We start from the raw sequence: 25,743 nt of genomic DNA, 5'->3' as shown, positions 1-25,743 counted from the left end.
ATAACGTCATTGTATAGTTATTAATTGTTGAGATGTCTTAAATTTGATAACCAATATGAGCGATAAAATCAATAATTCGGCATTAAATATTTTAGAAAAAAGTCTTGAAGGCGAATTGCATTTTAGTGATTTAATGAAACGACTTTATGCCACAGATGCTTCTGTTTATCGTATGTTGCCTTTAGCGGTTGCTTTCCCAAAATCTAATAATGATCTTAAAAAAATAATAGCATTTGCAACAAAACAAGGCACTTCAGTAATACCCAGAACAGCAGGTACCTCTTTGGCAGGACAGTGTGTAGGAAAAGGTATTGTAGTTGATGTTTCCAAATACTTTACTAAGATTTTAAATATAGACGAGACGGCACAAACGGTTACAGTAGAACCAGGAGTAGTTAGAGACGAACTTAATAATTACTTGAAGCCTTTTGGCTTGTTTTTTGGTCCAAATACATCAACTTCAAACCGTTGTATGATTGGAGGAATGGTTGGTAATAATTCTTCAGGAACGACTTCAATTCAATACGGAGTAACACGAGATAAAGTAATAGCTCTTAAAACCATTTTAAGTGACGGAAGTGAAGTTGCTTTTTCGAAATTATCTCAAGAAGCACTTCAAAATAAAACAGCATTACATAGTCTGGAAGGTCATATTTACAAGATGATTACAAATGAATTGTCCTCTGAAAGTGCAAAAAATGAAATACTAAACAACTTTCCAAAACCAGAAATACATAGAAGGAATACAGGTTACGCTATAGATAAACTTGTTAATACATCTGAAGCTTTTAATCTTTGTAAATTACTTACTGGTAGCGAAGGTACTTTAGCTTTTAGTACAGAAATTACTCTAAAACTAGACAAACTGCCGCCAAGTGAAAGTATTATGGTTGCAGCACATTTTAGATCTATTAATGATTGTTTAAAAGCTGTAGAGCCAGTAATGCAGCATAATTTGTTTACTTGTGAAATGATGGATAAAACCATATTAGATTGTACAAAAAACAATAAAACACAAACTGAAAACAGGCAATTTATATCTGGTGATCCTGAAGCCATCTTAATGTGTGAAGTAAAAGCCGAAAATTTTGAAGATGTACAGACTCAGGCCAATAAACTAATAAAGACATTAGAGGAATCTGGTTTAAGTTATGCGAATATTAGTTTGAAAAATGAAGACACAGATAAAGCAAACGAACTTAGAAAAGCGGGCTTAGGTTTACTAGGGAATATTATAGGCGATAAAAAAGCCGTGGCTTGTATAGAAGATACTGCTGTTGCGCTACCAGATTTAACTAATTACATTTCGGAATTTACTTTATTAATGAAAGGCTACAAACAAGAAGCTGTGTATTATGCGCATGCTGGAGCAGGAGAAATTCATTTACGACCAATATTGAATCTAAAAAAAGGAGAAGATGTAACGTTATTTAGAAAAATAACAACAGATGTCGCCGCTTTAGTTAAAAAATATAAAGGCTCCTTTAGTGGTGAACATGGTGATGGTATTGTACGTGCAGAGTTCTTGAATTACATGATTGGTGATGTAAATTACCAATTTTTAAAACGTATTAAATCTACTTTCGATCCACAAAACATATTTAATCCAGGAAAAATTGTAGACGCATTTCCAATGGATAAAAACCTGCGTTATCAAGTAGATAGAGTAGAACCTGAAATAGAGACTTTACTTGATTTCTCTGGGTCTCAAGGCATCTTGCGTGAAGCAGAAAAATGCAATGGCTCTGGTGATTGTAGAAAACTTCCCGAATTTGGCGGTACAATGTGTCCAAGTTATCGTGCTACAAGAGACGAAAAAGATACCACACGAGCGAGAGCAAATGCATTACGCGAATATTTAACACACTCAGAAAAGGCAAATAAATTTAATCATGAAGAATTAAAAGATGTTTTCGACTTATGTTTGAGCTGTAAAGCTTGCGGAAGTGAATGTCCAAGTAGTGTTGATGTTGCCACTTTAAAAGCAGAATTTGAATACCAATACCAGAAAGTTAATGGTGTGCCTTTAAGAACAAAATTATTTGCTTACAACAACGCATTAAATACTATTGGAAGTAAATTTTCTGGACTCACAAACTTTATGTTTTCTAATGGTTTTACGTCTTCAGTACTTAAAAAAGCTATAGGTGTTTCTAGTAAAAGAAGTCTTCCTTTAATTTCAAGTAAAAGTTTATATAGAGAGTATCAAGTTATTAAAAATAAAGAAGTTAATAGTAAATACATTAAGTCAGTGTATTTATTTAACGATGAGTTCACCAACTATTTAGATACTCCAATTGGAATAGATGCCATTACACTTTTACAAGCGTTAAATTACGAAGTGAAGTTGATAAAAAGCAGTGAATCTGGACGTGCTTTTTTATCAAAAGGATTATTAGAGCACGCTAAAAAAGCAGCAAATAAAAATGTTGAAATTTATAAAGATCTCATTTCAAACGAAACTCCACTTTTGGGTATTGAACCTTCAGCAATTTTAACATTTAAAGATGAGTATCTCAAATTAGCAGACGATAATACTTCAGCAAAAACAATAGCAACACATACTTATTTAATTGAAGAGTTCTTAAGTAATGAAATTGCTATAGGAAACATTAAAGCTTCTCAATTCACTTCCGAAGTAAAAACTATTAAATTTCATGGGCATTGCCACCAAAAAGCAATTAGCAATCAAATACATAGTTTCAATGTTTTAAATCTACCTATAAACTATAAAGTAACCATTATACCGAGTGGTTGTTGTGGTATGGCAGGAAGTTTTGGTTACGAAAAAGAACATTACGATATAAGTATGCAAATAGGAGAGCAAACATTGTTTCCCGCTATTAGAAATGCTGATTCAGAAACAACTATTTCTGCAAATGGAACAAGTTGCAGGCATCAAATAAAGGACGGCACGCAACGTCATGCGCTACACCCAATTAGTGTATTGAGAGCTGCTTTAAAACAACAAATCACCTAACTTTAAATTAGGTGATTTGTTATTAAGTAGACTGCTTTAATTAGTTTAAAAGGTAACCATCTATCTCTTGGTTGTTAGTAATAGTAACACTAGTTGGTAAACCAATATCAATACTTAATCCTTCTAAAAATAAAATAAAAGAAGCATTAATAGTATAACCTTGTGTTGCATCTGCTTTTATAAGACCAACATTTTTAGAGAAATAATAATCTATAGACATTACATCTTGAGCATCTAAAACACTTCTAGTTATTTGCTGCCCTAATACACTAAAAGTAGCAGTAACTTCCATGTTTAAACTCATATTAGATTTTATAACATCATTAAAAACTTCACCATCTACCGTCAAAGTATTGCTAGAATTTAATTTTGTTGTCGAAAGCGTATAATTTATAGTTAATGGAATCATAGTTCCATTTAAATCTAAAGTTTCAGTTTCAGATCCAGAATTAGTAAATAATTCTTCATTAACAGCAGCATTTAAGTTATATAATTCCGCATTATTAATAACAATAGCGGTGTCAAAAAAATCTGAAAGCTCTTCAGGCACTTCAATACTACCATTATATAATAAGCTATCATCGGTTCTCGTTAAATTACCATTAACTAAAAACGTGCTCATAGTACCATTGGAAGGAGTTGTTCCATTATTAGCTTCTAAAGTAAAGTTATTTCCTGTTGTAGAATTTACAGTAAGTAAATCTGTTTCAGTAAAATCCAAAGTGGCATCTTCAGAATTAGTACTTTCTACATTATAAATCCATAAATCGTTTAAATTAGAAGGAAAATAATTCCCAGTTAATAATGGGACAGCAACTGGCTCAGGTGTACTATCATCATTACTACTACATGAAACAAATAGTAGTGCTGTGAATAGGATAAAAAATGCGTTTAATCTTTTCATAATAAATATTTAAATATTTTCTGTAAATGTAAAATATTTAAAAGAATATTTAATAAAGTAATGCACAATTTTTGTTTCTGTAATATAACTTTTACATTAGCGTAAATTAAATTTTTATGGCAGGAAATTCCTTTGGAAAACTATTTAATCTCACCACATTTGGTGAGTCTCATGGCATTGCCATTGGTGGAGTAATAGATGGTTGTCCTTCAAATATAGTATTAGATTTTGAAGCGATTCAAAATGAAATGAATAGACGTAAACCTGGTCAATCTTCTATTGTTACCCAACGTAAAGAACCAGACGAAGTCAAGTTTTTATCTGGAATATTTGAAGGTAAAACTACAGGAACTCCTATAGGATTTGTTATTGAAAATGCTAATCAGAAATCTAATGATTATTCGCATATTAAAGATTCTTATCGCCCTAGTCATGCAGATTATGTGTACGATAAAAAATACGGTCATCGCGATTATCGTGGTGGTGGGCGAAGTTCTGCAAGAGAAACAGCAAGTAGAGTCGTTGCAGGAGCGATTGCTAAGCAAGTATTAAAGGATATTAAAATTAATGCGTTTACGTCTTCGGTTGGAGACATTTTTATTGATAAACCCTATCAAGATTTAGATTTCTCTAAAATAGAATCTAACGACATTAGGTGCCCAGATCAAGACATTGCAGAAAAAATGATTGCTCGCGTTAAAGAAATACGAAAAGAAGGCGATACTATTGGTGGTACAATTACTTGTGTTATACAAAATGTACCGGTAGGTTTAGGTGAGCCCGTTTTCGATAAATTACATGCAGATTTGGGAAAAGCTATGCTTTCTATAAATGCTGTAAAAGGGTTTGAATATGGAAGTGGTTTTTGTGGCGCTAAAATGAAAGGTAGTGAGCATAACGATTTGTATCACAACGATGGCACAACCAAAACCAATTTATCTGGTGGAATTCAAGGCGGAATAAGTAACGGAATGGATATTTATTTTAGAGTTGCTTTTAAGCCTGTGGCCACAATAATGCAAAAACAAGAGACAATAAATAAGGATGGCAATACAGTAGAAATGCAAGGCAAAGGACGACATGATCCTTGTGTTTTACCAAGAGCAGTGCCTATCGTTGAAGCAATGGCTGCTTTGGTTTTAGCCGATTTTTGGTTGCTGAATAAGATGTATTAAGTTGAATTTGGGAGAACGGAATAAAGAAAAACGAAAGGATGAGCCATTAACAAGTTCTGAATGGTTGACGTTTTTTCTGCTTCCTTTTAGAAAAAAAGGTGATTGGGATTTTGAGAATACAGATAGATTTAATGAGATTGAAGAAGAAAGGTTTGAAAAATTTGGGTTTCAAAGAAAACAGAAAGAATCTTCTTTAGCTCGAGCTTATGGTTTTATATCCTATTTAATGATTACCATTATTATCATATCTTTAATCTTCTTATAATTTTGCAATAATAGTTCGAATGAAACTTGATATTTACTATACAGCGCTAAAAACGTATGACTCAGATAATAAAAACGGATTCAGTTGGGAGGAGTATAAAAAGTTCTCTGAAATAAATCATTTAAAAGAACTAGTTTCACTGGATGGAATTTTAAATGGATTAGCATTTATACCCGATTTAGACGCTTCGGAAGAGTGGAAATATATGGTTACTGAAAACGGCATGGTCATGTTCTTTTTCAATAATTTAGAATATGTTTTAAGTAAAGTTAATCATTTAGAATTCTTTAATTTATTAGCTGTAATTAAAGAACCAACAAAAGAGAAAGCAGATTTAAGTACTACGTATGATTTTATAGGCTATGATTTAATCGGAATAGGAGGAGATGTTAGTGCTTTAACTAACTGTGGTGGTTTTGACGAGACCTTTTTGCCAAATGATTTAAACGCTTATGGGCTAATCTCTGAATATGATAAAGCTAAAAAAATATTGAAAGAATTGCCAATTAATAATCCAGAAGAACAACATGCAGATTGTAATCTTTATGAAGTTTGGAGGCATAAAATAATAGGAAGAAAAACTAACTAACTAACTAACTAACTAACTAATTAATAAGATTTCTGCCTTCGCGGAAATAAATAAAAAACGGTATGAAACTAGCACTACACTGGAAAATTATAATAGGAATGGTATTAGGTATCATCTTTGGATTCATTATGAATGCTTATGATGGAAAAGAATTTGTTTCAGATTGGATAGCACCTTTTGGAAAAATATTTATTAACCTATTAAAGCTAATTGCTGTACCGTTAATTCTAGCCTCTTTAATTAAAGGAATTTCAGATTTAAAAGACATTTCTAAAATTAAAACAATGGGATTAAGAACCATTGCTATTTATATAGGGACCACACTAATTGCCATTGTTATTGGTTTAACTATAGTAAACACGGTTAAACCGGGAGCTGGAATGTCTCAAGAAACTATTGAGAAAATTAAAATGAAATATGAGAATGATGCTGGTGTTACAGACAAATTAGCAAAAGCCACAGCTCAAAATGATGCAGGACCATTACAGGCTTTAGTAGATATTTTTCCAAGCAATATATTTGTTTCTTTAGGAGAAGCAAAAATGCTTCAGATTATATTCTTTGCATTATTTGTTGGTATTTGCTTACTATTAATTCCGAAGAAAAAGGCAAAACCATTAATAAAATTTTTCGACTCGTTAAATGAAGTCGTAATGAAGATGGTAGATTTAATCATGCTATTTGCTCCTTACGCAGTGTTTGCATTAATGGCAAACGTAATTATTGCCTTCGACGACACCGAAATCCTATTAAAACTATTAAACTATGCTTTTTGTGTTGTTGCAGGTTTAGCACTAATGATTGGTTTCTATTTAATTCTAATTAAAGTATATACCAAAAAATCACCACTTTGGTTTTTAAGACAAATATCACCAGCTCAATTATTAGCTTTTTCAACAAGTTCCAGTGCTGCAACGTTACCTGTAACTATGGAGCGTGTGGAAGAACATTTAGGTGTGGATAAAGAAGTCTCTGGTTTTGTATTACCTGTTGGAGCAACAGTAAATATGGATGGAACCAGTTTATACCAAGGTATTGCTGCAGTGTTTATTATGCAAGTTATTTGGCCAGAAGGTTTAACATTTACTAACCAATTAGTTATTGTTGCCACAGCGTTATTAGCCTCAATTGGTAGTGCTGCTGTACCAAGTGCAGGAATGGTTATGCTAGTAATTGTTTTAGAATCTATTGGTTTTCCTGCGGAATTATTACCAATAGGATTGGCATTAATTTTTGCAGTAGATAGACCTTTAGATATGTGTAGAACAGTTGTAAACGTTACTGGAGACGCTACAGTTTCTATGATAGTTGCTAAATCTTTAGGAAAGCTACACGACCCTAAACCAAAAGAATGGGATGATAATTATGATGCTGTAAAGTAAGCAGAAAACACATTTTTTATTTAAAAAAACGTAGTAAATCCCTTATCCATAGCGTAGTCGAAGGATCTCAATATATTTAAATATTGTTAAGAACAAATCAGAGGGTCTCTCATTATTTTAAGATATCCTGAATTTTCACTACGACTATTAACCTAATGCTTTAGCAGGAAGTAGAGCAAAAGTATTTTGAAATAATAAATTATATGTCAAAAATCACAACATTAGAAAATATAGTTTCTGTAGCATGGTTAAACAATCATTTACAGGATGAAAACCTACTTGTTTTCGATGCTACAATTTCTAAAGTTGTTGGTAATATTTCGGCTTTATCAAATACTCAAATTCCTGGTGCTCAATTTTTCGATATTAAGAAAAAATTTAGTGTTAGTAATGCGCCATTTCCTAATACAATTCCTTCAGAATTACAATTTGAAGAAAATACGCAAGCATTAGGTGTAAATAATGATTCTACGATTGTTATTTACGACGCTCTAGGTATTTATTCTAGTGCAAGAGCTTGGTGGTTGTTTAAAACCTTTGGCTTTAAAAACGTTGCTATTTTAGATGGTGGTTTACCAGAATGGAAAACTAAAGGTTTTCCATTAGAAGATAAAGCAATACACAAAACACATAATAAAGGAAACTTTAAAGCAGAATACAAATCGAGTAATGCTGTGACTTTCGAATCTTTAGAATCCATTTCTAAAGATGACACTTATAAAATTATTGATGCAAGATCTAGTGATCGTTTTAATTGTATTGTCGCAGAGCCTAGAAATGGCTTAAGACGTGGAACAATACCATCATCGTCAAACCTCCCTTTTAACCAAGTTTTAAATAGTAATAAGCTAAAATCTAAGGCAGAATTAAAATCTATTTTTGCTAGTCTAGCAAAAGAAAACCAGCATTTGGTGTTTTCTTGTGGCTCTGGAATTACAGCTTCTGTTTTAGCATTAGCGGCGACTGTTGCTGGTTATAAAAACAGTGTTTACGACGGTTCATGGACAGAGTACGGGAGTTTAACAATAGCATAGATTAATACAAAAAAGCCTCTATTTTAAACATAAACTTAACCTTTCTAATGATTTAAGAGGAACACACTAGTTGTATCGATAATCAACCTAAAAAAAGTCTCAAAACTAATACCTATCCTTTCAGTAACCATTAACTGAAGCTTCTAAAGTCTAGACTAAAAACCCTAAAAGAACTTACTCGTTCTTAATTCACAGGAATTAAGGTAAACTAATTGCATTATGCTTTGAGACTCAAACTAATCTCAATAGCATAAATATACAAGCGATTTATTCTTTTTAAAAAGAAAAATGAGTGAAATTATGCTTTCAATACGTGAGTAGTACTTTTTAATTAGGGAACAAGCTTATGTATTCTCGTGTTAGGAGATAATCTCACCAATAAACTTAGCCTTTAGTTCTGGAGTAGGAATCCAGCACGATTCTTTAGTACCATACCATTTATAGCGATTCTTAGCTATAAAATCGTAAACCCGATTACGAATAAAAGGAGGAACGATTATAAATACAAACATGAAACTCTGTGGAAAACCTAAACTTTTAGCAATGTGCAAAGCTGCCGAAGATTTAATCTTTAAAGATTCCTTTTCAGGAGAATAGAGTAGTATAGAGTCTGTTTTTGAAGGATCAATTTTAAAATGAGAAATTACTTGCTTCCCAACATCACTTTGTAATGCTGCAAACATAAAAACATTGTTTTTATCATGATTAATCACATACTGAACCGAGGCGCTGCAAAGGTTACAAACACCATCGAATAGGATTAATTTTTTGTCTTTTGGAAGTTGTTCTATCACGATACAAAAATACGAATTTAATATGTAAAGCAGTTTATATTAAATTGTCAGTTCGAGTAAAATTTTCTTTTAGAATTTTGTATCGAGAACTTTTTTATGTGACTTCTCGATACCATTTGTTCGTTCCTCTCAAATCACTCGAAGTGACAAGTAGAGTTTATAAGCATACGAATTAGAGTTTGATTGTCAGTTCGAGTAAAATTTTCTTTTAGAATTTTGTATCGAGAACTTTTTTATGTGACTTCTCGATACCATTTGTTCGTTCCTCTCAAATCACTCGAATTGACAAGTAGAGTTTATAAGCATACGAATTAGAGTTTGATTGTCAGTTCGAGTAAAATTCTCTTTTAGAATTTTGTATCGAGAACCTTTATATGTGACTTCTCGGTACAATTCGTTCGTTCCTCTCAAATCACTCGAAGTGACAAACATATTGCATTCCATTCCACGAAGAGTAATCTTTTGAATTAAGTTCTTACATCATGAGATTGCAACGGCGTTCCTTCGTCTCTTCTCGCAATGACACTAAAATTTTAAAACAACCGAATAAGCACTGCCGACCGAACACTGCTTACTTTTTCTTAACAGCCTCAACCAACTCCAATACATCGACATTTACATTGGTAGTAAACATTCCATAATTTACCACAGCTTTCTTTTTTTCAAGTTTATCGATAGTACCAACTGCACGACCATCTTGCATGCGCACGCGGTCTCCAATTTTAAGGATGTGCTTTGGTTGTACTGGTTTTAGTTTTTCTTTGGCCTTAGCATCTTTCTTTTTTTTACGTATAACTTCAACTTTCTTTTCAACTTCTTGAATGACTTGCTTTTCTTTTACTTTTTCAACTTTTGCTTGTTTAACAGTTACTTTTTTACGCTTAGAATTTTCAATTTGAACCAAACGGAACAATTCTGCCATTAAATTTTTTTTCTTTTTATCGTTAAAAAACTTCTCCGAAATATCATTAACCTTTTGTCCTAAGTAAATTAAACGCTGATTACTATCATACAATTCTTGGTAGTTCTCAAGTTTCTTTTGAACCTTAGCATTTCTTTCTTCAAGCTTATCGGCTTCGGTTTGTTTTTTCTTTTCGTTAACTTTTAAAGATTCACTCGTTTTTTCAAGTTTCGCACGTTGCTTTTGCAGCTTTGCAATCGTCGCATCAAAACGGATTTTAGAGCGTTCAATTTTCTTTTTAGATCGGTTAATTAAACTATAAGGAATCCCGTTTTTCTGTGCAACCTCGAACGTAAAAGAGCTTCCTGCTTGACCTAAAGCCAGTTTATACATGGGTTCTAACGTGCGTTCATCGAACATCATGTTCGCATTAATCATTTCATCTTTCTCGTTGGCTAACATTTTAAGATTGGCGTAATGCGTTGTGATTATACCAAAAGCATTTCTAGCATAAAATTCTTCTAAAAAGGTTTCGGCTAAAGCACCACCCAATTCTGGATCAGAACCTGTTCCAAATTCATCAATTAAAAACAAAGTGTTTTGGTTTACTTTCTTTAAAAAGTAATTCATTTGTTTTAAGCGATAACTATAGGTACTTAAATGATTCTCTATCGATTGGTTATCTCCAATATCTGTTAGTATGCGATCGAAAACAGTAACAACACTACGCTCGTGAACAGGAATAAGCATCCCACTTTGAATCATCAATTGCAGTAATCCTACCGTTTTTAAAGTAATACTTTTTCCACCAGCATTGGGTCCAGAAATAACGATAATGCGACTCTCTTGCTTGAGTTCTATGGTCTGCGGAAAGGTTTTTTCTTTCTTCGCTACATTGTTTAAATAAAGTATAGGATGGTAAGCATCACGCAAGTACAATTGCTTGGTATCGCTTATTTCTGGTAAAATACCATCCATAGATTTCGCGTATTTTGCCTTAGCTGCAATAATATCTATATCTATTAAAAAGGCTTGGTAGTGTTCTATTAACGGTAAAAATTCGCGTAAAAAATTAGTCACTTCTTTTAAAATACGAACCACTTCTTCGCCTTCTTCGTATTCTAAATTATTAAGTTCGCGTGTGTGTTGCAACGTGGTTTCTGGCTCTATATAAACAATACTTCCTGTTCTACTGCCTCCCATTATTGCACCTTTAACCTTACGTCTGTACATGGCTTTTACAGCAAGTACGCGTTTGTTTTCGACTACAGATTCTCGAATATCGTCAAGATAATCTAGAGTATGGTATTGGTTTAATGCTGAAGCAAAACTAGAATTAATTTTACCTTTTAGCTTATTCATGGTTTGCCTAATCTCATTAAGTAGAGCAGAGGCATTGTCTTTTACATCTCCAAAACGATCAACTATACTGTCTATTCTTTCTATAATAACAGTGGTGACTTCTATGCGTTGCGAGAAGTGTTTTAAGTTTGGATAATATTCTTCGAATTTATTTAGAAATTTAACGATCTCGTTTGCTGTTAGCGAAATAGAGATTATTTTCTTTAAACTATGCGTTTCTAAATAGGTGTTTTCTATACGTAATAATTGTAATTCTTTGGTAATCGCGTCGAAACCATGGTTCGGTATGCGATTGCCATTATCAAACGACGATACATATTCGTTGGTGAGCTGTAACGCATTTAGTAATTCTGCTTTGTCATGAAAAGGCTCTATTTTAAGCGCTTTTTGGTTAGCCAAACTCGTAACGCAATACGCGCTAACTTGTTCTAAAACCGTTGCGAATTCTAAATCTTGTAATGTTTTTTTGTGAATGTTTATCATACTCTCATTCCTGCGTAGACAGGAATCTCATCAATTATTTCTATTTCTTTTTCTTAGCGGAACAAAGTTACGGAATAGAAGTGAGAATAGGAATTCTGTGCTGATTCGCTTAACGTTTTTTAGAAACAAATGGTTAAAGAAGTCTAAGCATTATAAAAGCGCAAGGTTTTAAAACTTGCGCTGCACTCACTATTAGTTATTAGAAACTTTTAACTAGTCTTCTGGCTCTTTATTGCTTTGTTCTTTTATAGTACGCTACTATACTCGCTTTTACCAAAGTATTGTTCCAAAGGTAATACCCAACGACAGCCGGATTGGTGTTTTCTTTTAATCCCAGCGTATCTGTTTTTAAAGCATAAACAGTAATAATATATTGGTGTAAACCATGACCTTCTGGAGGACAAGGCCCACCATAACCATTCATTCCATAATCTGTTATACTTTGTATAGCACCTTCGGGCGTTAAGTTAAGATCAATATTTCCTGCGCCAGAAAGTAGTTCTGTTGTCGTATTTGGAATATCAAAAACTACCCAATGCCACCAACCACTTCCTGTAGGCGCGTCTGGATCGTACATGGTTACTGCAAAGCTTTTAGTGCCTTCAGGTGCATTTTTCCAGGACAGTTGCGGCGATTGGTTTTCTCCAGTACAACCAAAGCCATTAAATTCTTCGTTAATAGTTGCTTCTCCACCTAAATCTTGACTTGATAATGTAAATGTGGATTGGGCAAATGCGGTAGTTGATAACAGTACTAATAGTCCTAAAATAAGGTTTGATTTTTTCATAAGATTTGTTTTAATTAAGATACAAATCTAAGTATGAAAACCTAACATCTTATGTTTCGTTTAGGTCAAAAAGTAGTGCTAAAAGTTCAATTTGATTGGTATTGTTTTGGAGTCACTCCAAATTTTACTTTAAAAGCGTGAATGAAATTTGAAAGATTTTCATAGCCAATAGCCTCAAAAATATCTGAAGGGCGTTTCGATTTATTTTTTAATAGAAAAGCCGAATGGTCAAGTCTTTGCTCTTGAAACCACTTACTTGGTGCCCTTTGAAAGTGTTTTTCAAATTCTCTTTTAAAAGTTGATACACTCATATTCGATAAAAATGATAATTCTTTTAGCGTTAATTTAGTTAAACGATTACTCTCAACCACCTGAATAAATTTTTGAGTTTGATTATCACTGTTTTCAATTAAGGCGTACAAAAAATCGACACCTTTAGTTTCCATAAGATAGAGCATAATTTCATTAAATTTAGCTTCTAAAATATGTTTCTGAATCGTTTTTGATAGCGTAGAAATCTCTAAAATACTTTTTACAAATGTTTTTATAAAGGAATCGTAATCAAAAGAATAGGTAGAAAAATAGGTTTTACATGCCGTAGGCTTAAGCTCGAATTTTCTTATAAATTTTAATACGGCGTCATTAGAGAAAAAGAGTAACACACTGCTATACGACTCTTGAACATTAGAAAGCTTTTCTGTCATTAAACAATGTCCAGATTTCATTAATAGAAATTGAGCATTAGTAATGGCGTATGAAGAATTATCGAAAAAGACTTCTTTTGTGCCTTCTTGAAGGAAACTAAAGGTATTTTTATTGAGTATGATGTGTTGCTTGGAAATTTCCTGAGTGCTCTCATAATTATAAACCGCAATAGAAAGCGCGGCATTCAAATCTAAATCATCTGGTAAGGTAATTGTTTTCATTGCTATTTCATGCGCTTTTAGATGCTCTGGTGCATTTATTGTAATAGGTGATCACCTTAACATTAGGCGCAAGGTACGCTGTTATTTTTAAATGATACTTTCTGCTATACGCTGTAATAAAAAGGTTTCTCGTGCAATAGACAGGCCTTTTTTAGCACTTGTAGCCATCGTATTTTTATTATGTTTAATCGCGTCATGAATATTAATCCACACGGCTTTCATGCCATTGTTTATTTCGTAAGATTCCATTCTCGATTCACCAAGCGCATTGTTAATGTTGCAAGTATAGCAATAAGAAATCATATGTTGTATGTCGTAGTCTGCCTTATACCAAGGTCTGTACTCTTCGTAAGCCCCAAATGGTTTTATGTTTTTAATTGCTGTAGCTCCAGTTTCTTCATTAAGCTCTCGCATCATTCCCGATATTTTATCTTCGCCATGCTCTAAGCCGCCACCAGGAAGACTGTAATCTTCATATCTTTCTGTATACAATAGTAAAATTTCGTCTCCTTCAATGCCGATACCTCTAGTTGCTAACCTTGTGAAAACAGATTTATTTTCTAAAGTTTTGACTTCTGGATGGTAATGGGTTTTTAAAATGTGCATTTGGGAGGAATCTATTTTTTGTGAAGTAGGAGAGTAGTGGTTATTTGTTTACTTCTGTTTTTAATAGCTGTGGCTTTCTATGAGTAGCAAAGTTATGGAATAGAAATGACAATAAGAGTTTTGAGACGATTCGCTTAATGTTTATGTATATGGAAAGTTGCGCGTTTGAGTGCGAGGATTTTCCGAAGGAAAATTAGACGTTACAAACACGCAACGACCTTTGATTAAGCACTAAACCGAGATTATTTTTATACGGTGTTAGCTAACGTTTTTTTAATTCGGTTAGTTGGTTTGATATTCGCGCTATAAATTCAACTTTATTTTGGTCTTCATTTTCAATATCTTTTGGAATGCTTTTCTCAATTTCCGTTATAATTAGGCTTTTGTCTAAAATTAATGTTTTAGGATATGCAAAGAATCCTAAATTTTTTATATATTCCTTTGATTCAATAACGTGAGTAAAGTCAAATTCATTTGTTTTTAGAAATTCATTAACTTCATTTTGACTTTGGAAAGTAATAGATATAAAATTTACATCATTCACAAATTCTGATTTGATTTTATTTAAAAGAGGCATTTCTTCTATGCAAGGTGCACAATTACTAAACCAAAAATTTATAATGGTCGGTTTACCTTTAAGAGATTCAGAATTGAGTTTTTGACCGTTGATAAGATTTAGTTCAAATTTTGGCAACTCCTTTCCTTTTAAATCATAGATATCTCCTTTAAATAGTTCACTGGATTTTATTTTTTCTAACAGAGCGTTTTTCAACGAATCAGTTGCTTGTCCTAAAGCTGTGTTAGAAGTAAATGCGATTATTAATATTAGAATTATTCTTTGGATTCTCATGTTTTTTTTAATGCCAGCTAACTTCACACGGATAAAGTCTCGTTTCAATGGATTTTATCCATTACTAAAACGAGTGCAGTTGGGCAGTCGTGACGAGTTTTATGCGTGTGAAGTTAGTAACGAATGACGAAAGGAGTTCGTTACTAACGTTGTTGTATTTGCTTTGTTGCGTGTTTTAAGCACTTAATTTAATGAATTATTACCAACCAAGAAAGCCCGTGAGAACTTTCGCAAGTAGCTAATAAGCCAGCAATAAATTGTATACGATGTTGGCGGTAGTTTTTATTTACTAATTTCAAAGCCAATGTTTAAGTTCCTGATAATTTCTTTATCCCATGTCATTCCTTTTCTTATTGAATCGCCTACTGTTATCATTTCAATTTGATTTTTGAAAACATATCTAATAAATGTTTTTGATGAAAAATAATTACTATTTTTCTTTGTTAACAAAGGCCTAATGATAGGATTGGCATCAAAATCAGTGAAAATTGATTTTTCAGAATAATAGCCAATTAATTCAAGTCCAACAAAAATCCCATTCTGTTCTAATTTTATGAGATTGTTAGAAATGTCAAAAACTATTTCGTCTTTTTCAAATGAATTGACATCAATAGGTTCACTACTGTAAATTGAATTTGACGGTTTATTATTCTCAAGCTCGTAGATGTGCAATCTAACATATGCCTTGATATTACTGTCTTTAAGTTCTTTTTTTTCTTTTACTTTTGCAAATCCAATATGAATTTTATCAATGTAATAATTTTTTATTTCATTTGATGGATAAATGGCAGCAAGTATTTCTGACTTTGGCTGAAGAACCCAAGAGCCAAAAATGTTTGGGCTTTTTAATAATTTTAAGTTTTTAGATATGGTCTTGTTGTTAGAAACAACAACTTCATCCAATAAATTAATTTCATTAGACAAAAAAAGGGTGTCTTTAACAGTCGTAGTTTTTATTATTGCTTTTTTATAACCCAACATACTTACTTCAAAAGAATCAGTATCTATTTTATTTATATTAAAATCTCCTTTCTGGGACGTATAAAAACCGTTTTGATTAAATTTTATTACTGTGAATGATAAAGGTTTTTTTGTTAATGAATCAGCAACTATAATGTTTTGAGAAATGCCTCTAAAACAAGAAAATATTATAATAATTATTGTTAAAACTATTTTCATTTTGTTTGAATTAGAATACCTACACCCAATTTGGTTGGGTTTAGAGTAAAGTAAAGTTTTTTGATTGTTCTAATTCCGGATTATTACCAGGAGGATTAGAGCACGCATAAACATCACACTCTGTAATAATACCATCACCCTATAACAATACTTTCTGTTGCAATTCAATACCTATTAATGAAGATAGGGCAGCAGCACTTCCTGAACCGGGAATATGACTTCCTTTTCCAAATTCCTCAAGCAATTTACTTGTTGGTCATTCGAGAAATTTTGTAATTTATTTTTGTTTTTTACTCATTTATTTCTGTTTGTTTAAATGGCTTACAACGAGTTCCTGCATGGCACGTTGTTTTGGTTTAGGACTAAATTAGCAAAAGGAAAGGAGCCAGAGGAAAATCCGTAGGATTTTCCGAGTATACACAGAACCAACACTTATTTATACTCGTTGTTGTGCAATGTTAATCTTTAACTATTTTTCTTGTAATTTGAACATTATTTGGATAATTCATTTTTATCAAATAAAGACCTGGTGTCAAGAACTCTAAATTTATACTATTTTCTTGATAATCTTTTTTTGAAAATATTTTTCTTCCATTCATAGTATATACTTCAATGCTCAAAGGGTCTTGCACGGTTGTGCTCCTCCAACTCAATGTATTTGAAAAAGGAACTGGATAAAAAGTAAAATCATCAGTATTAGTTTCATTTTCTATTATTGATAAAGTTGAATCATTTAGAAAATACTCTACAGTTTTGATAGCTTGAAAACTGGTAATAATATCAGGTGTATTATCATTATTAATATCTTCTAAAATTATATCTCTATCTAAACTACCTAAATATCCTTGGTTATCTACATAAACTTTAGATTGAAAGCTCGTTCCATCATTTAAATAATAAAAAATAGTTTCTTCTATATTGTATGAACCATTTGAAGAGGTTGCACAAAATATATCTTTATATCCATTATTGTCTATGTCTGTAAAAGTTATTCCTGATACTGCTGTTGTTCCTGTACTATCAATATAACTATCATTCCCAATTAGATTTCCTTGATTATTTTTAATTTGTATAATAACAAAATAGGATGCCTGATTGTCATAACGATCGTTATAAAGTATTATATCTTCAAAATTATCATTATCAATATCTTCAACATGTATTTTCTTATTGCTATAGGGAACAATGTTACCATTAACAGTGGCATCTTCGAAAGTAAAGTTAGCAGAACCATCATTTCTCATTATTTTAATAGTAGATATGTTAGATGAACTTAAAATGATATCCATATCTCCATCATTTTCAAGATCATTTTGAGCCATGTCAAAAACTCTATAAAAGCTTGTCCCATTGTGATATGGTATATCAATAATTTGAAGGGTATCAAATGTGTTGTTATTTAGTCTTTTAATGAAACCAATATGATGTTCACTACTAGTTGTAGGAATAGAAACCAAAACATCTTTTAAATTATCTCCATCAAAATCAGCATAAATTGGATTTCTAAATACTGTATATTGAAATATTTGTTCACTAAATGTTTGGTCATTATTATTAGTTAAAATAGAAATATAGTTAACATTAAAACCTAAGATATCTTTGTGGCCATCATTATTGATATCTTCAATAATGATATCGGTAAAGTTCTGGTTAGTTGTATTATTGTTTGAAGAGATAAGTTTATAAGAACTAAAATCTGTTCCATTATTTTCGAACCAAATAATATCATTACCAGCAACAATTATATCTTCATTATTATCATTGTTTAAGTCAGAAATTTTAATCTTATTAGGAAAACCGTAAAAATGATTAATAATTATTTCATCAAAATTAGTTCCATTATTTTCATTTTTAAATAAAGATAATTTATGCTCACTTGATGGATTAGAACTGGATACTATATCATTGAGTCCATCATTATCAATATCTTCAATAGCAAAAGACTTTGAATTATTTATAGTGTCAGAAATAAGATTTGCAGTGCTAAAATTTCCGTTCCCAAGATTTCTATACCAACTCATATTGTCATTTGTCCAAAACGAGACTACTATATCATCTTTTTCATCATTATCAATATCTTTAACATATACTCGATATGGGTCTTGTATTGAATTATCTATGATAATTGGATTGTTGTTATCAAAAGAGTTACCGTTTTGATTCAAAATATATCTAACATTATCTGAGCTGTAATTGTTTGCAGTTACAATATCTAAATAGCCATCTTCATTAGCATCAATAAAATCAAGAGCTGAACCGTTATCTGAAGAACCTGTAATGTATTCTCTGGTACCAAAAACATTATTCCCCAAGTTTTCTGCCCAATATATTGTTCCATTAGAATGACTTGAGATAATATCACTTAATCCATCATTATTTAAATCAGTAGATCTTACTTGTCTAGTAAAAGAATTCCCATAATATAATTTGAGGTGCCTGAAAAGAATCACCATTGTTGTTTTCTATTAGTATTACTGCTTGAGTTGCACCACCAGTTAATATATCAATATCTCCATCATTATCAATATCTATTGTTTCTATTGATGATGCTCCATTTATAGAGTCAGAAATTAAAATTTCAGATGAAAAATCTCCATTTCCCAAATTTTGAAACCAAAAAATGTTATCTACACTAGAATCATTTACTACAATTAAATCTTGAAGTCCGTCGTTGTTCAAATCTGCTGCGGTAATATATTTAGGAATATCAATTTGGTTAATAGATATTATATTTCTTTGGAAATGTCTAAAGTCTCCATTAACATTTTTATACCATATAATTTTATCATCATAAGAGGTGATAATTAAGTCTTTCCAATTGTCATTATCTAAATCAGCGATTGCTATAGCATTTATGTCATAAGTATTGTGAGTGTCATCAATCAGAGTTATTTTATTTTCAAAATTAATTTGAGAAAATGACAATAAGTTTGACATCAAAAATATAAGCGTGAGTTTAATTTTCATATGTTCAGTTTCAATGTTGTACCGCTATTTTATATGGTTTGTTGCGTATTTCAAGCAACTAATTTAGTAATTATTTACCTACCAAGAAAGTCCGCGAGGACTAGCCATTAATTTTATACGGTGTTAGCGCAAGTATTTTATAATTCGTATTTCCATTCCTTTTTTTCTTTATCAAATTCAATTGCTAAATGTCTAATATATGGAACAGGAATATTCGTCTTTTTATGTTTTTTTATTTCCCATTTTGGATTTTTTTTAGTAATTCAATTGCGTCTTCCTCAAATTCAGTTAGTGGTTTTCTTAACTTTATTTTAAATTCAGTTGGAAGGTTGAATATTGTATCAGTTTTAAGTTGATAACCAATATGAGTAGTTACAGAATTCAGATTTCCATTTTCATCAATAAATAACTTTAACCAAGTAAAAGGTCTTTCGTAATCTTTTATTTTTCCAGTCTTTAATATAGAATCAATATCAGAAATTGGTTTAGTATAATTGAAACCGTGTTCAAATTGATAAATGTAATTCTCAAGTTTAAATGAATTACCATTGTCTAATATCTTTTGCTCTCTTAAACCAATCGTTCTATGGTCTGTAACTTTTGAGTTAGAGCATATTCCACTAAAAGTTAAATTTCCGTTGTATTTATATGCGTAGACTAACCAGTTTTGGTTTTTTTTGGCATTCCAGTCGCAAGAAGTCCATTCTCCAGTATATTTACTTTCTGCTGTGACATCAAATTCAAGTTTTTTTGGAAAGTCACCATTTTTATAATGTTTTGAAATGTCAAAAGTAACTTTATAAGTCAGACTATCTTTTGCATAAACTTTTGAAATAATTTTTCCCTCAAAGACATATTCCGATGAATAGTATTCTATTATTGGATTTATTTCATCGCAACTACAAGCAAAAGTCAGAGATGAAATCAGAAGCGTTAATGTTGTCAGGATTCGTTTTTTCATATTTGTGCTAACGTTTATGTGTAATAATAGTTACGGTTTTGTGTGCGAGGATTTTCCTAAGGATAATTAGACATTACAAACACGCAACGACCTTTGATTAAGTACTAAATCGCAATTATTTTTATACGGTGTTGTAAAACATTTTTTAATTCCATTCCACATTTAATTTTCCCAATTCAGTATTCAATTCTGCCAGAGATTTTGGGTCAATTATTTGTGTATTTATAGTTAACTCTTTTTTATCTGTTTTTAAGATATAGTCTCCAGCAAATTTTTTAATTCGTTTAATTTCGGTCAGGTTTATTTTCTTTCCGAAAGAACCATTTATTTTTAAAATTCCGTTTTCAATTGTCAGATATTTATTCCGTTTTTGATAGAAATATAAAATCATATATAATATTCCGAACACTAAATACCTGTAATCATACCAACGGTTTTCTCCACTAAAAATCAAGCTTAATAATCCTAAAATCAGCCAAACTATTCCTAAAATTAAATTAATATTTAAATTTCTTTTTTTATATCCTATTCTCATTTTTGGTCAAATATTTTATAATGTTGTTGTATAAGATTGGTTGCGTGATTAAGTAACTAAATTAGTAAATAAACTCCTAAGTTGCCCATAAACGACTGAAATTTGATAATAATTTTCTTTTTCAATCAATGATTTACAATTTGAAATAATTCTTAAAGAAAAATATAATTCCTTGATTCTTTCAAGACCGCATTTATCTATTGGTTGAAAATATTCCTGTTTTATAATGGTGCATAATGTTTCGTTGATATGAAATCGTTTCAATAATGAAACAAGTTCAGGACAAGTGCTTTATATCAAACACTATTTACTCAATGCTTTCAATATTCTTTCTTCATTAATTACAATATCTCTAAATAAAACATGAGGGAACTCTGTATATTTTGATGTTTTAAAAGCTTCTGAAATATTCGATAGAGTAGAGGCTGTTATTAATGACAAATTCATTTCTGTGTCCATTTCGCAATCCGTCACAAAATCATCACTAAATTCTGGTGCGACAAGCAATATTTTCACAATTCTTAAATTGTTTTTTAATGCTAAATTTTGATAAGATTTTAATTGTCTTGAAACAGAACTAAATTTATTATATCCTCTTTCTTTACTTGTTTTACATTCTACAATTATAATTTCTTGATTACCTAGATTTAAAAGAATATCCATCTTATCCTTTTTTGTATTTAATTGGCTTTTAAATTCATCATCTACATTAAATCCAATTCCGTTAAAAATAACACTTGTTAGTTCCTCAAATTTTAATCCAAGTTCGCTTTCTTTTATTGTTATTCCGTTTTCTTTAAGCAAGTTTAAGTTTCTGTATGCTACATTTTCATAGTTTTCTAAATACAAGTTTTCGACATCTTTATAATGCTCAAGAATATTTAAGATATCATCTCCTCTTTGTTTAATTCCGTTGTCTTTAAGAAACTTTGTTCTGTCTGCTTTGAAGAGTAAATCTAAAATATCTCTTGGTTTTATGTTGTAATCAAGCAGAAAATCTGCTGTTAAAACAAATTCGTCTTGAAGTTCAAATTGTATACGGATTTGGTTGTTTAGTTTTGGTAAAGAAGTGTTTAATTCAGACAAGAGCTTATCAAAGCCATCGCGTGAAATACCAACTTTTTCATCACGTTCTATAGTCTCAAAATAGGCAATTAAACTACTGATTTTATCTTCTAACGTGCTTCCTTTTAGGTTACTAATGTTTAGTCCTTTTTCACAAAGCTCATTTAAAGTTTTCTTTTTTTCTGTAAGTGTACTTCCTACTTTATAAATATCGGACAATAATAAATCTGTAAATGAAACGCCTTCTTTAGTAATTTCCTCTATTTTTTGTGAGTAAGTTAATTTTCGATCAATATTGTGTTCTTTTGAAATTTGATTAATAATAGGTTCTCTCAAAAGTTTTAGTGTTCTACGATAAAATTTTTCTGCAATTTGTTTCTCACGAATTTTTCGTAAAAGCCTAACCATTTCATCAGCAACATAAATGGTATTTTCTTTGTTTGAATAAAAGATTACTCCAATGTTTTTAAGTCCTTTTATAACTTCTTGAATGTCTATTTTTTTAATTGGAAGAATAGAATAATTAATCAACTTAATTTCTTCTTGAGAAAGACCAAGTTGTTTGGAAAGCGTTAGTATTATTGAAAGTTCATCAGAAGTCACTTTAGCTTCTCGATTATTTTCTTGGTCGTTGTAATATGCTGTATGCAAACAAGATTTGTATATTTTGTAATCACGTTTCCTTGTTTCGCTTAATTCAGATTTATTGTTTTCAAAATCTGCATCTAAACCTTTTATTTTCTTTTTTAGGTTTTTTATTTCGTTTTCATATAATCTCGAAAACCAATCTTGTTTTATGATACAATTACCGTCACGAATTATAATATCGATTAAAATATCAAGTTGAGAAGTGATTTCTTGAAACTCACATTTTATGTGTTCTTGAAATTCGTTTGAAGTTAAAGCAAAAACTTTAGCGATATTTTGGCTATCAACCGATTTCAGTCCTTTTTCAGTAGCACTTAAAATCTTGTCAATTTCTTTGCTGTTTTTTGGATTCTTTGAAATGATATTGTCAATGATCTTTATAAAAGAATTCTTTTCTAATGAGCCAAGTTTATCTAATATCTTTTCTAATTTCATAGTTTTTCTTTTTTTTCGAGTGTTGGTTTTGCTTGTGCCTAACGTTTATGTATATGGTTAGTTGGGTGTTTTAAGCACTGAATTTAGTAAATAAAACACGAATAGAAAATCCGCGAGGATTTTCGTAAGTAGGCGAGTACCTATCAATAAATTATATACGTTATTTATAGTTTTTTTAGTAATATATAATCATTATCAAAATCCGTCACTTTTAGGATTCTTTTCGGACTACAAGAACTTTCTTTATAAGTAATTTCTGGGTTTCCATAGTCAGATTTAGTTCGGTTAAAACATCCTTGTTTTTTGAGAACGACATAAATTGTTCCTCTTTTCAAATCGTCATTCGATAATTCAACTCCACAATTGAAAGGAATTGTTTTTGAGTGAGAAAAATCGTTTCCATAATCAGCGTAGTTTCCAAGATAAGAACCATAATCTTTCCATCTTCTAAATTTATATCCTTGTGTTCCCAAATATTTTAATTCACCGTTATTCATTTGGTAAACTAAAATAGGTGGTAAGGTTGGATTATTGTTTTCTGAAGTTACAGAAACTCTTGTCATTATGTGACTATTTCCTCTTTCAGCATCTCGTAAAAAGTATTTATGCCCATAATCATCAAAAGACCAACGTTTTCCTTTCCATATTTTGTCAAATTTTAATGATAAATCACCATATTTTACTCTTGTCGTAGGTTTTAAAATTTTATAACCAAGTGCTTTTTTTCTTTCTGCATCTATTCTTTGTTGTTTAACTGTAGTGTCAATTTTAGAAATTTCTTTGGAAGCAGTTTTTGCGTCATTAGTTCCTTTAAAGTTTTCTACAATTCCCTGAAACTCGATTTTTGCTTCACTCAAGTTATTTTTGGAAAGAAGTTTTCTTGCTCGAATAAATCTATTTTCTGCTGTATTCTTGATTTCAGTCAATTCAGCCGAACAGTTATTCAATTCTGCCTTTGTTTGTACAAGTTCAGTTTTTAATTCAGATAACTGCTTTTTGGTTTCTCCGTCTGAACAACCGAATATTGTTAATATTCCAAAAGTAAGTGCAAGTAGTTTTCTTTTCATTCTGTTGATGGTTTCTAATGATTGTAAATCTAATTCAAAATTATGCTAACGGTTACGTATATGGAAAGTTGTGTGTTTGTGTGCGAGGATTTTCCGATGGAAAATCAAATGTAACAAACGTGCAACGACCTTTGATTTAGCACAACACTAGCAATTTTTTATATACGGTGTTGGCAAATCGTTATTATATCAAATGTTTTGAAATTTCACCTAAAATTTGTCGTATTTCTATGTAGGTTTTATTCGTTGTATTTTCTGTAATGTCAAATTGTTTGTATTTTTCAACATAGCTGAAAGTCAATTCGCCATCTAAAGAGTTCAGCAGTTCTGAAACTTCTTCTCTGAACTTTAAAAACTCTTTTGGTTTTTCTTCAATAGGTAAAAAACCTTTGAAATTTAATATAGCCATGATGTTTTAAGATAAAATATTTTTAAAATTCGGATAGAGCTTTTTTAGTTTTGTTTGCTTTTTTTATTCTTTCAAATTTAGCTTCTATTTCAAAATCCAGATAAGTTATTATAGCGGAGTATTCGCCAACATTCATATGCCAGCATCTTTCTTTTTCAGTTTTCCAAATCAGACTTTTTAGATTTTTATTACTTCCTTCCGATGTTGGTTCGCCATAGGCGATTTTTAAATTTTCAATAACTTCTTGTGACCTCTCAAAATAGATTTTAATTTTATATATTTCGTTGTCAAAAACCCAAATGAAAATTCTTTTAACATTACTATTACCAATATTCTCATATTCTGTATCAATAAAATCATAAGCATAGTCGGAATTATAACCTAAAGCTCCAAAATATTTTAAATTAGTTGTGTCTTTTTTTACAAACCTGTCAAATTCGTTTATGTTTTTTCCAAGTTTAATTTCTTTAAATCCTCTATTCTGACTTAGTCTCTCTAAATTTTGAGAAAAGGAATTGCTACTAAAAATTATAATTAGTAAAGTAAAAAGTTTTATTTTAATCATCGGGTTTCGTATTATGTTTGCCAACTCCTTATATAAATACTAAAGTTCCTCATATCCATAAAACAGATAGCGATAACAATACTTTTAGTATTAAAAAGTGTAAAGCTAAAGTACCATTCAACCTCACTATTTCCTACACGTATAACTACGTGGTTTTCTTATATTAGGTAGTAGTCAAATTTAAATAAACGCATAATGGTATCATTACGGAAACCCGTAACACACTAACATTAAACAAAAAAAAAACACAAACCTTAAGATCCGTGCTATTCATAATCTTTTATCATGTTGTACTTAAATTTTACAACAATTTGTCGTGAAAACAACTTCTTTTTAGCGCTTAAATAATTTAATAACAAGTATTTAAAAACACATGTGGCCATTAATTTATTTCAAATTGCAATTTTTTAATTCGTTTTTTAATTCCATTAAAGAATTAGGTTCAATAATTTGGGTTTCTATAATAAATTCACTTTTTTTCATTATCAGTTTTAAGTCACCTGCAAATTCTCTAATAGACTTTACTTCGGATAGCTTAATTTTTTTGGAAATAGACTGTTTTTTATTAATTCTCCGTTTTTCAGAGTCAGATATTGTTTTCTGTTTTCAAAGTAATAAATTATAAACATAAAAAGTCCAGCTCCTATTTGTTCAATTCCGATAAATGCGAGTGAAATTTCTTTCCATACTGAAGTCATAAAAGATAGCAAAACGAAATAATTCCGATTGCTACAAAGCATATTCCCATTCATGAATTACTTCTTAATCACTCTTTTATATATCTGATTTTCGTCATTTCTTATATGTTTGCCAACGGTTTGGCCATGCTTAGTTGCGACATTTTAGCACTTAAGTTTATAAGTACAAAACCAAC

Annotated in this window: 22 protein-coding genes; 6 read left to right on the top strand and 16 right to left on the bottom strand. The window is 30.9% G+C overall.

Annotated features, from left to right (window positions below; genetic code table 11):
* Positions 1–55 precede the first annotated feature (55 nt).
* A complete protein-coding gene (locus tag RH82_RS04760) occupies positions 56–2,980 on the top strand; it encodes an FAD-binding and (Fe-S)-binding domain-containing protein (protein WP_034058546.1) in 2,925 nt (974 codons plus the stop codon).
* 40 nt (positions 2,981–3,020) lie between these two features.
* On the opposite strand, the gene RH82_RS04755 is transcribed toward RH82_RS04760, so the two are convergent.
* Positions 3,021–3,884: a hypothetical protein gene (locus tag RH82_RS04755; protein ID WP_034058544.1), complete on the bottom strand. Its 864-nt coding sequence runs from the start codon at positions 3,882–3,884 to the stop codon at positions 3,021–3,023.
* A 116-nt stretch (positions 3,885–4,000) separates the two neighbouring features.
* On the opposite strand from RH82_RS04755, the gene aroC reads away from it, so the two are divergent.
* From aroC to RH82_RS04730, 5 genes are all read left to right on the top strand, one after another.
* On the top strand, positions 4,001–5,059 hold the full coding sequence (gene aroC / locus RH82_RS04750; protein WP_034058542.1) for a chorismate synthase: 1,059 nt from the start codon (positions 4,001–4,003) through the stop codon (positions 5,057–5,059).
* 7 nt (positions 5,060–5,066) lie between these two features.
* A complete protein-coding gene (locus RH82_RS04745; RefSeq protein ID WP_241148007.1) occupies positions 5,067–5,324 on the top strand; it encodes a hypothetical protein in 258 nt (85 codons plus the stop codon).
* A gap of 19 nt (positions 5,325–5,343) precedes the next feature.
* A complete protein-coding gene (locus RH82_RS04740) occupies positions 5,344–5,913 on the top strand; it encodes a hypothetical protein (RefSeq protein ID WP_034058536.1) in 570 nt (189 codons plus the stop codon).
* Between the two features lie 62 nt (positions 5,914–5,975).
* Entirely contained in the window at positions 5,976–7,295 is a 1,320-nt protein-coding gene (locus tag RH82_RS04735) for a dicarboxylate/amino acid:cation symporter (RefSeq protein WP_034058534.1), read from the top strand.
* A gap of 203 nt (positions 7,296–7,498) precedes the next feature.
* A complete protein-coding gene (locus RH82_RS04730) occupies positions 7,499–8,329 on the top strand; it encodes a sulfurtransferase (RefSeq protein ID WP_034058531.1) in 831 nt (276 codons plus the stop codon).
* Positions 8,330–8,688: 359 nt separating this feature from the next.
* Here RH82_RS04730 and RH82_RS04725 read toward each other — a convergent pair whose 3' ends face one another.
* The 15 genes from RH82_RS04725 to RH82_RS04655 form a co-directional block, all read right to left on the bottom strand.
* Entirely contained in the window at positions 8,689–9,123 is a 435-nt protein-coding gene (locus tag RH82_RS04725) for a thiol-disulfide oxidoreductase DCC family protein (protein WP_034058528.1), read from the bottom strand.
* Positions 9,124–9,694: 571 nt separating this feature from the next.
* Positions 9,695–11,869: an endonuclease MutS2 gene (locus RH82_RS04720; RefSeq protein WP_034058525.1), complete on the bottom strand. Its 2,175-nt coding sequence runs from the start codon at positions 11,867–11,869 to the stop codon at positions 9,695–9,697.
* Between the two features lie 229 nt (positions 11,870–12,098).
* The gene (locus tag RH82_RS04715; RefSeq protein ID WP_034058524.1) at positions 12,099–12,656 is read right to left on the bottom strand and encodes a YbhB/YbcL family Raf kinase inhibitor-like protein; all 558 of its coding nucleotides are present in this window, start codon (positions 12,654–12,656) and stop codon (positions 12,099–12,101) included.
* A gap of 86 nt (positions 12,657–12,742) precedes the next feature.
* Positions 12,743–13,582, bottom strand: a complete 840-nt coding sequence (locus RH82_RS04710) for a helix-turn-helix domain-containing protein (protein WP_034058523.1) — start codon at positions 13,580–13,582, stop codon at positions 12,743–12,745.
* An 87-nt stretch (positions 13,583–13,669) separates the two neighbouring features.
* Entirely contained in the window at positions 13,670–14,188 is a 519-nt protein-coding gene (locus tag RH82_RS04705; RefSeq protein WP_034058522.1) for an NUDIX domain-containing protein, read from the bottom strand.
* A 262-nt stretch (positions 14,189–14,450) separates the two neighbouring features.
* Complete coding sequence (locus tag RH82_RS17695; RefSeq protein ID WP_156112414.1) at positions 14,451–15,086, bottom strand: TlpA family protein disulfide reductase; 636 nt, start codon at positions 15,084–15,086, stop codon at positions 14,451–14,453.
* Between the two features lie 234 nt (positions 15,087–15,320).
* On the bottom strand, positions 15,321–16,217 hold the full coding sequence (locus RH82_RS04695) for a peptidase associated/transthyretin-like domain-containing protein (RefSeq protein WP_034058520.1): 897 nt from the start codon (positions 16,215–16,217) through the stop codon (positions 15,321–15,323).
* Positions 16,218–16,675: 458 nt separating this feature from the next.
* Entirely contained in the window at positions 16,676–18,670 is a 1,995-nt protein-coding gene (locus tag RH82_RS04690; RefSeq protein WP_034058518.1) for a T9SS type A sorting domain-containing protein, read from the bottom strand.
* Positions 18,618–19,184 carry an FG-GAP repeat domain-containing protein gene (locus RH82_RS04685; protein WP_081979184.1) on the bottom strand — a complete coding sequence of 189 codons (567 nt, stop codon included), beginning with the start codon at positions 19,182–19,184 and terminating at the stop codon, positions 18,618–18,620. Before RH82_RS04685 ends, RH82_RS04690 begins: the two co-directional genes overlap by 53 nt.
* Positions 19,185–19,416: 232 nt before the next feature.
* Complete coding sequence (locus RH82_RS04680; RefSeq protein WP_034058516.1) at positions 19,417–20,145, bottom strand: hypothetical protein; 729 nt, start codon at positions 20,143–20,145, stop codon at positions 19,417–19,419.
* A gap of 145 nt (positions 20,146–20,290) precedes the next feature.
* A complete protein-coding gene (locus RH82_RS04675) occupies positions 20,291–20,680 on the bottom strand; it encodes a hypothetical protein (protein ID WP_034058515.1) in 390 nt (129 codons plus the stop codon).
* 303 nt (positions 20,681–20,983) lie between these two features.
* Positions 20,984–22,828: a hypothetical protein gene (locus RH82_RS04670; protein ID WP_034058514.1), complete on the bottom strand. Its 1,845-nt coding sequence runs from the start codon at positions 22,826–22,828 to the stop codon at positions 20,984–20,986.
* Positions 22,829–22,992: 164 nt separating this feature from the next.
* A complete protein-coding gene (locus RH82_RS04665) occupies positions 22,993–23,895 on the bottom strand; it encodes a hypothetical protein (RefSeq protein ID WP_034058512.1) in 903 nt (300 codons plus the stop codon).
* Positions 23,896–24,079: 184 nt separating this feature from the next.
* A complete protein-coding gene (locus RH82_RS04660) occupies positions 24,080–24,304 on the bottom strand; it encodes a hypothetical protein (protein ID WP_034058510.1) in 225 nt (74 codons plus the stop codon).
* A gap of 22 nt (positions 24,305–24,326) precedes the next feature.
* Complete coding sequence (locus RH82_RS04655; protein WP_034058507.1) at positions 24,327–24,869, bottom strand: hypothetical protein; 543 nt, start codon at positions 24,867–24,869, stop codon at positions 24,327–24,329.
* Between the last annotated feature and the right edge of the window lie 874 nt (positions 24,870–25,743).

The sequence above is a fragment of the Lacinutrix jangbogonensis genome (assembly GCF_000797445.1).
In the GTDB taxonomy this organism is placed as follows: domain Bacteria; phylum Bacteroidota; class Bacteroidia; order Flavobacteriales; family Flavobacteriaceae; genus Lacinutrix; species Lacinutrix jangbogonensis.
The sequence above is the reverse complement of the archived record's forward strand: the minus strand, read 5'-3'. Positions and strand labels throughout refer to the sequence as shown.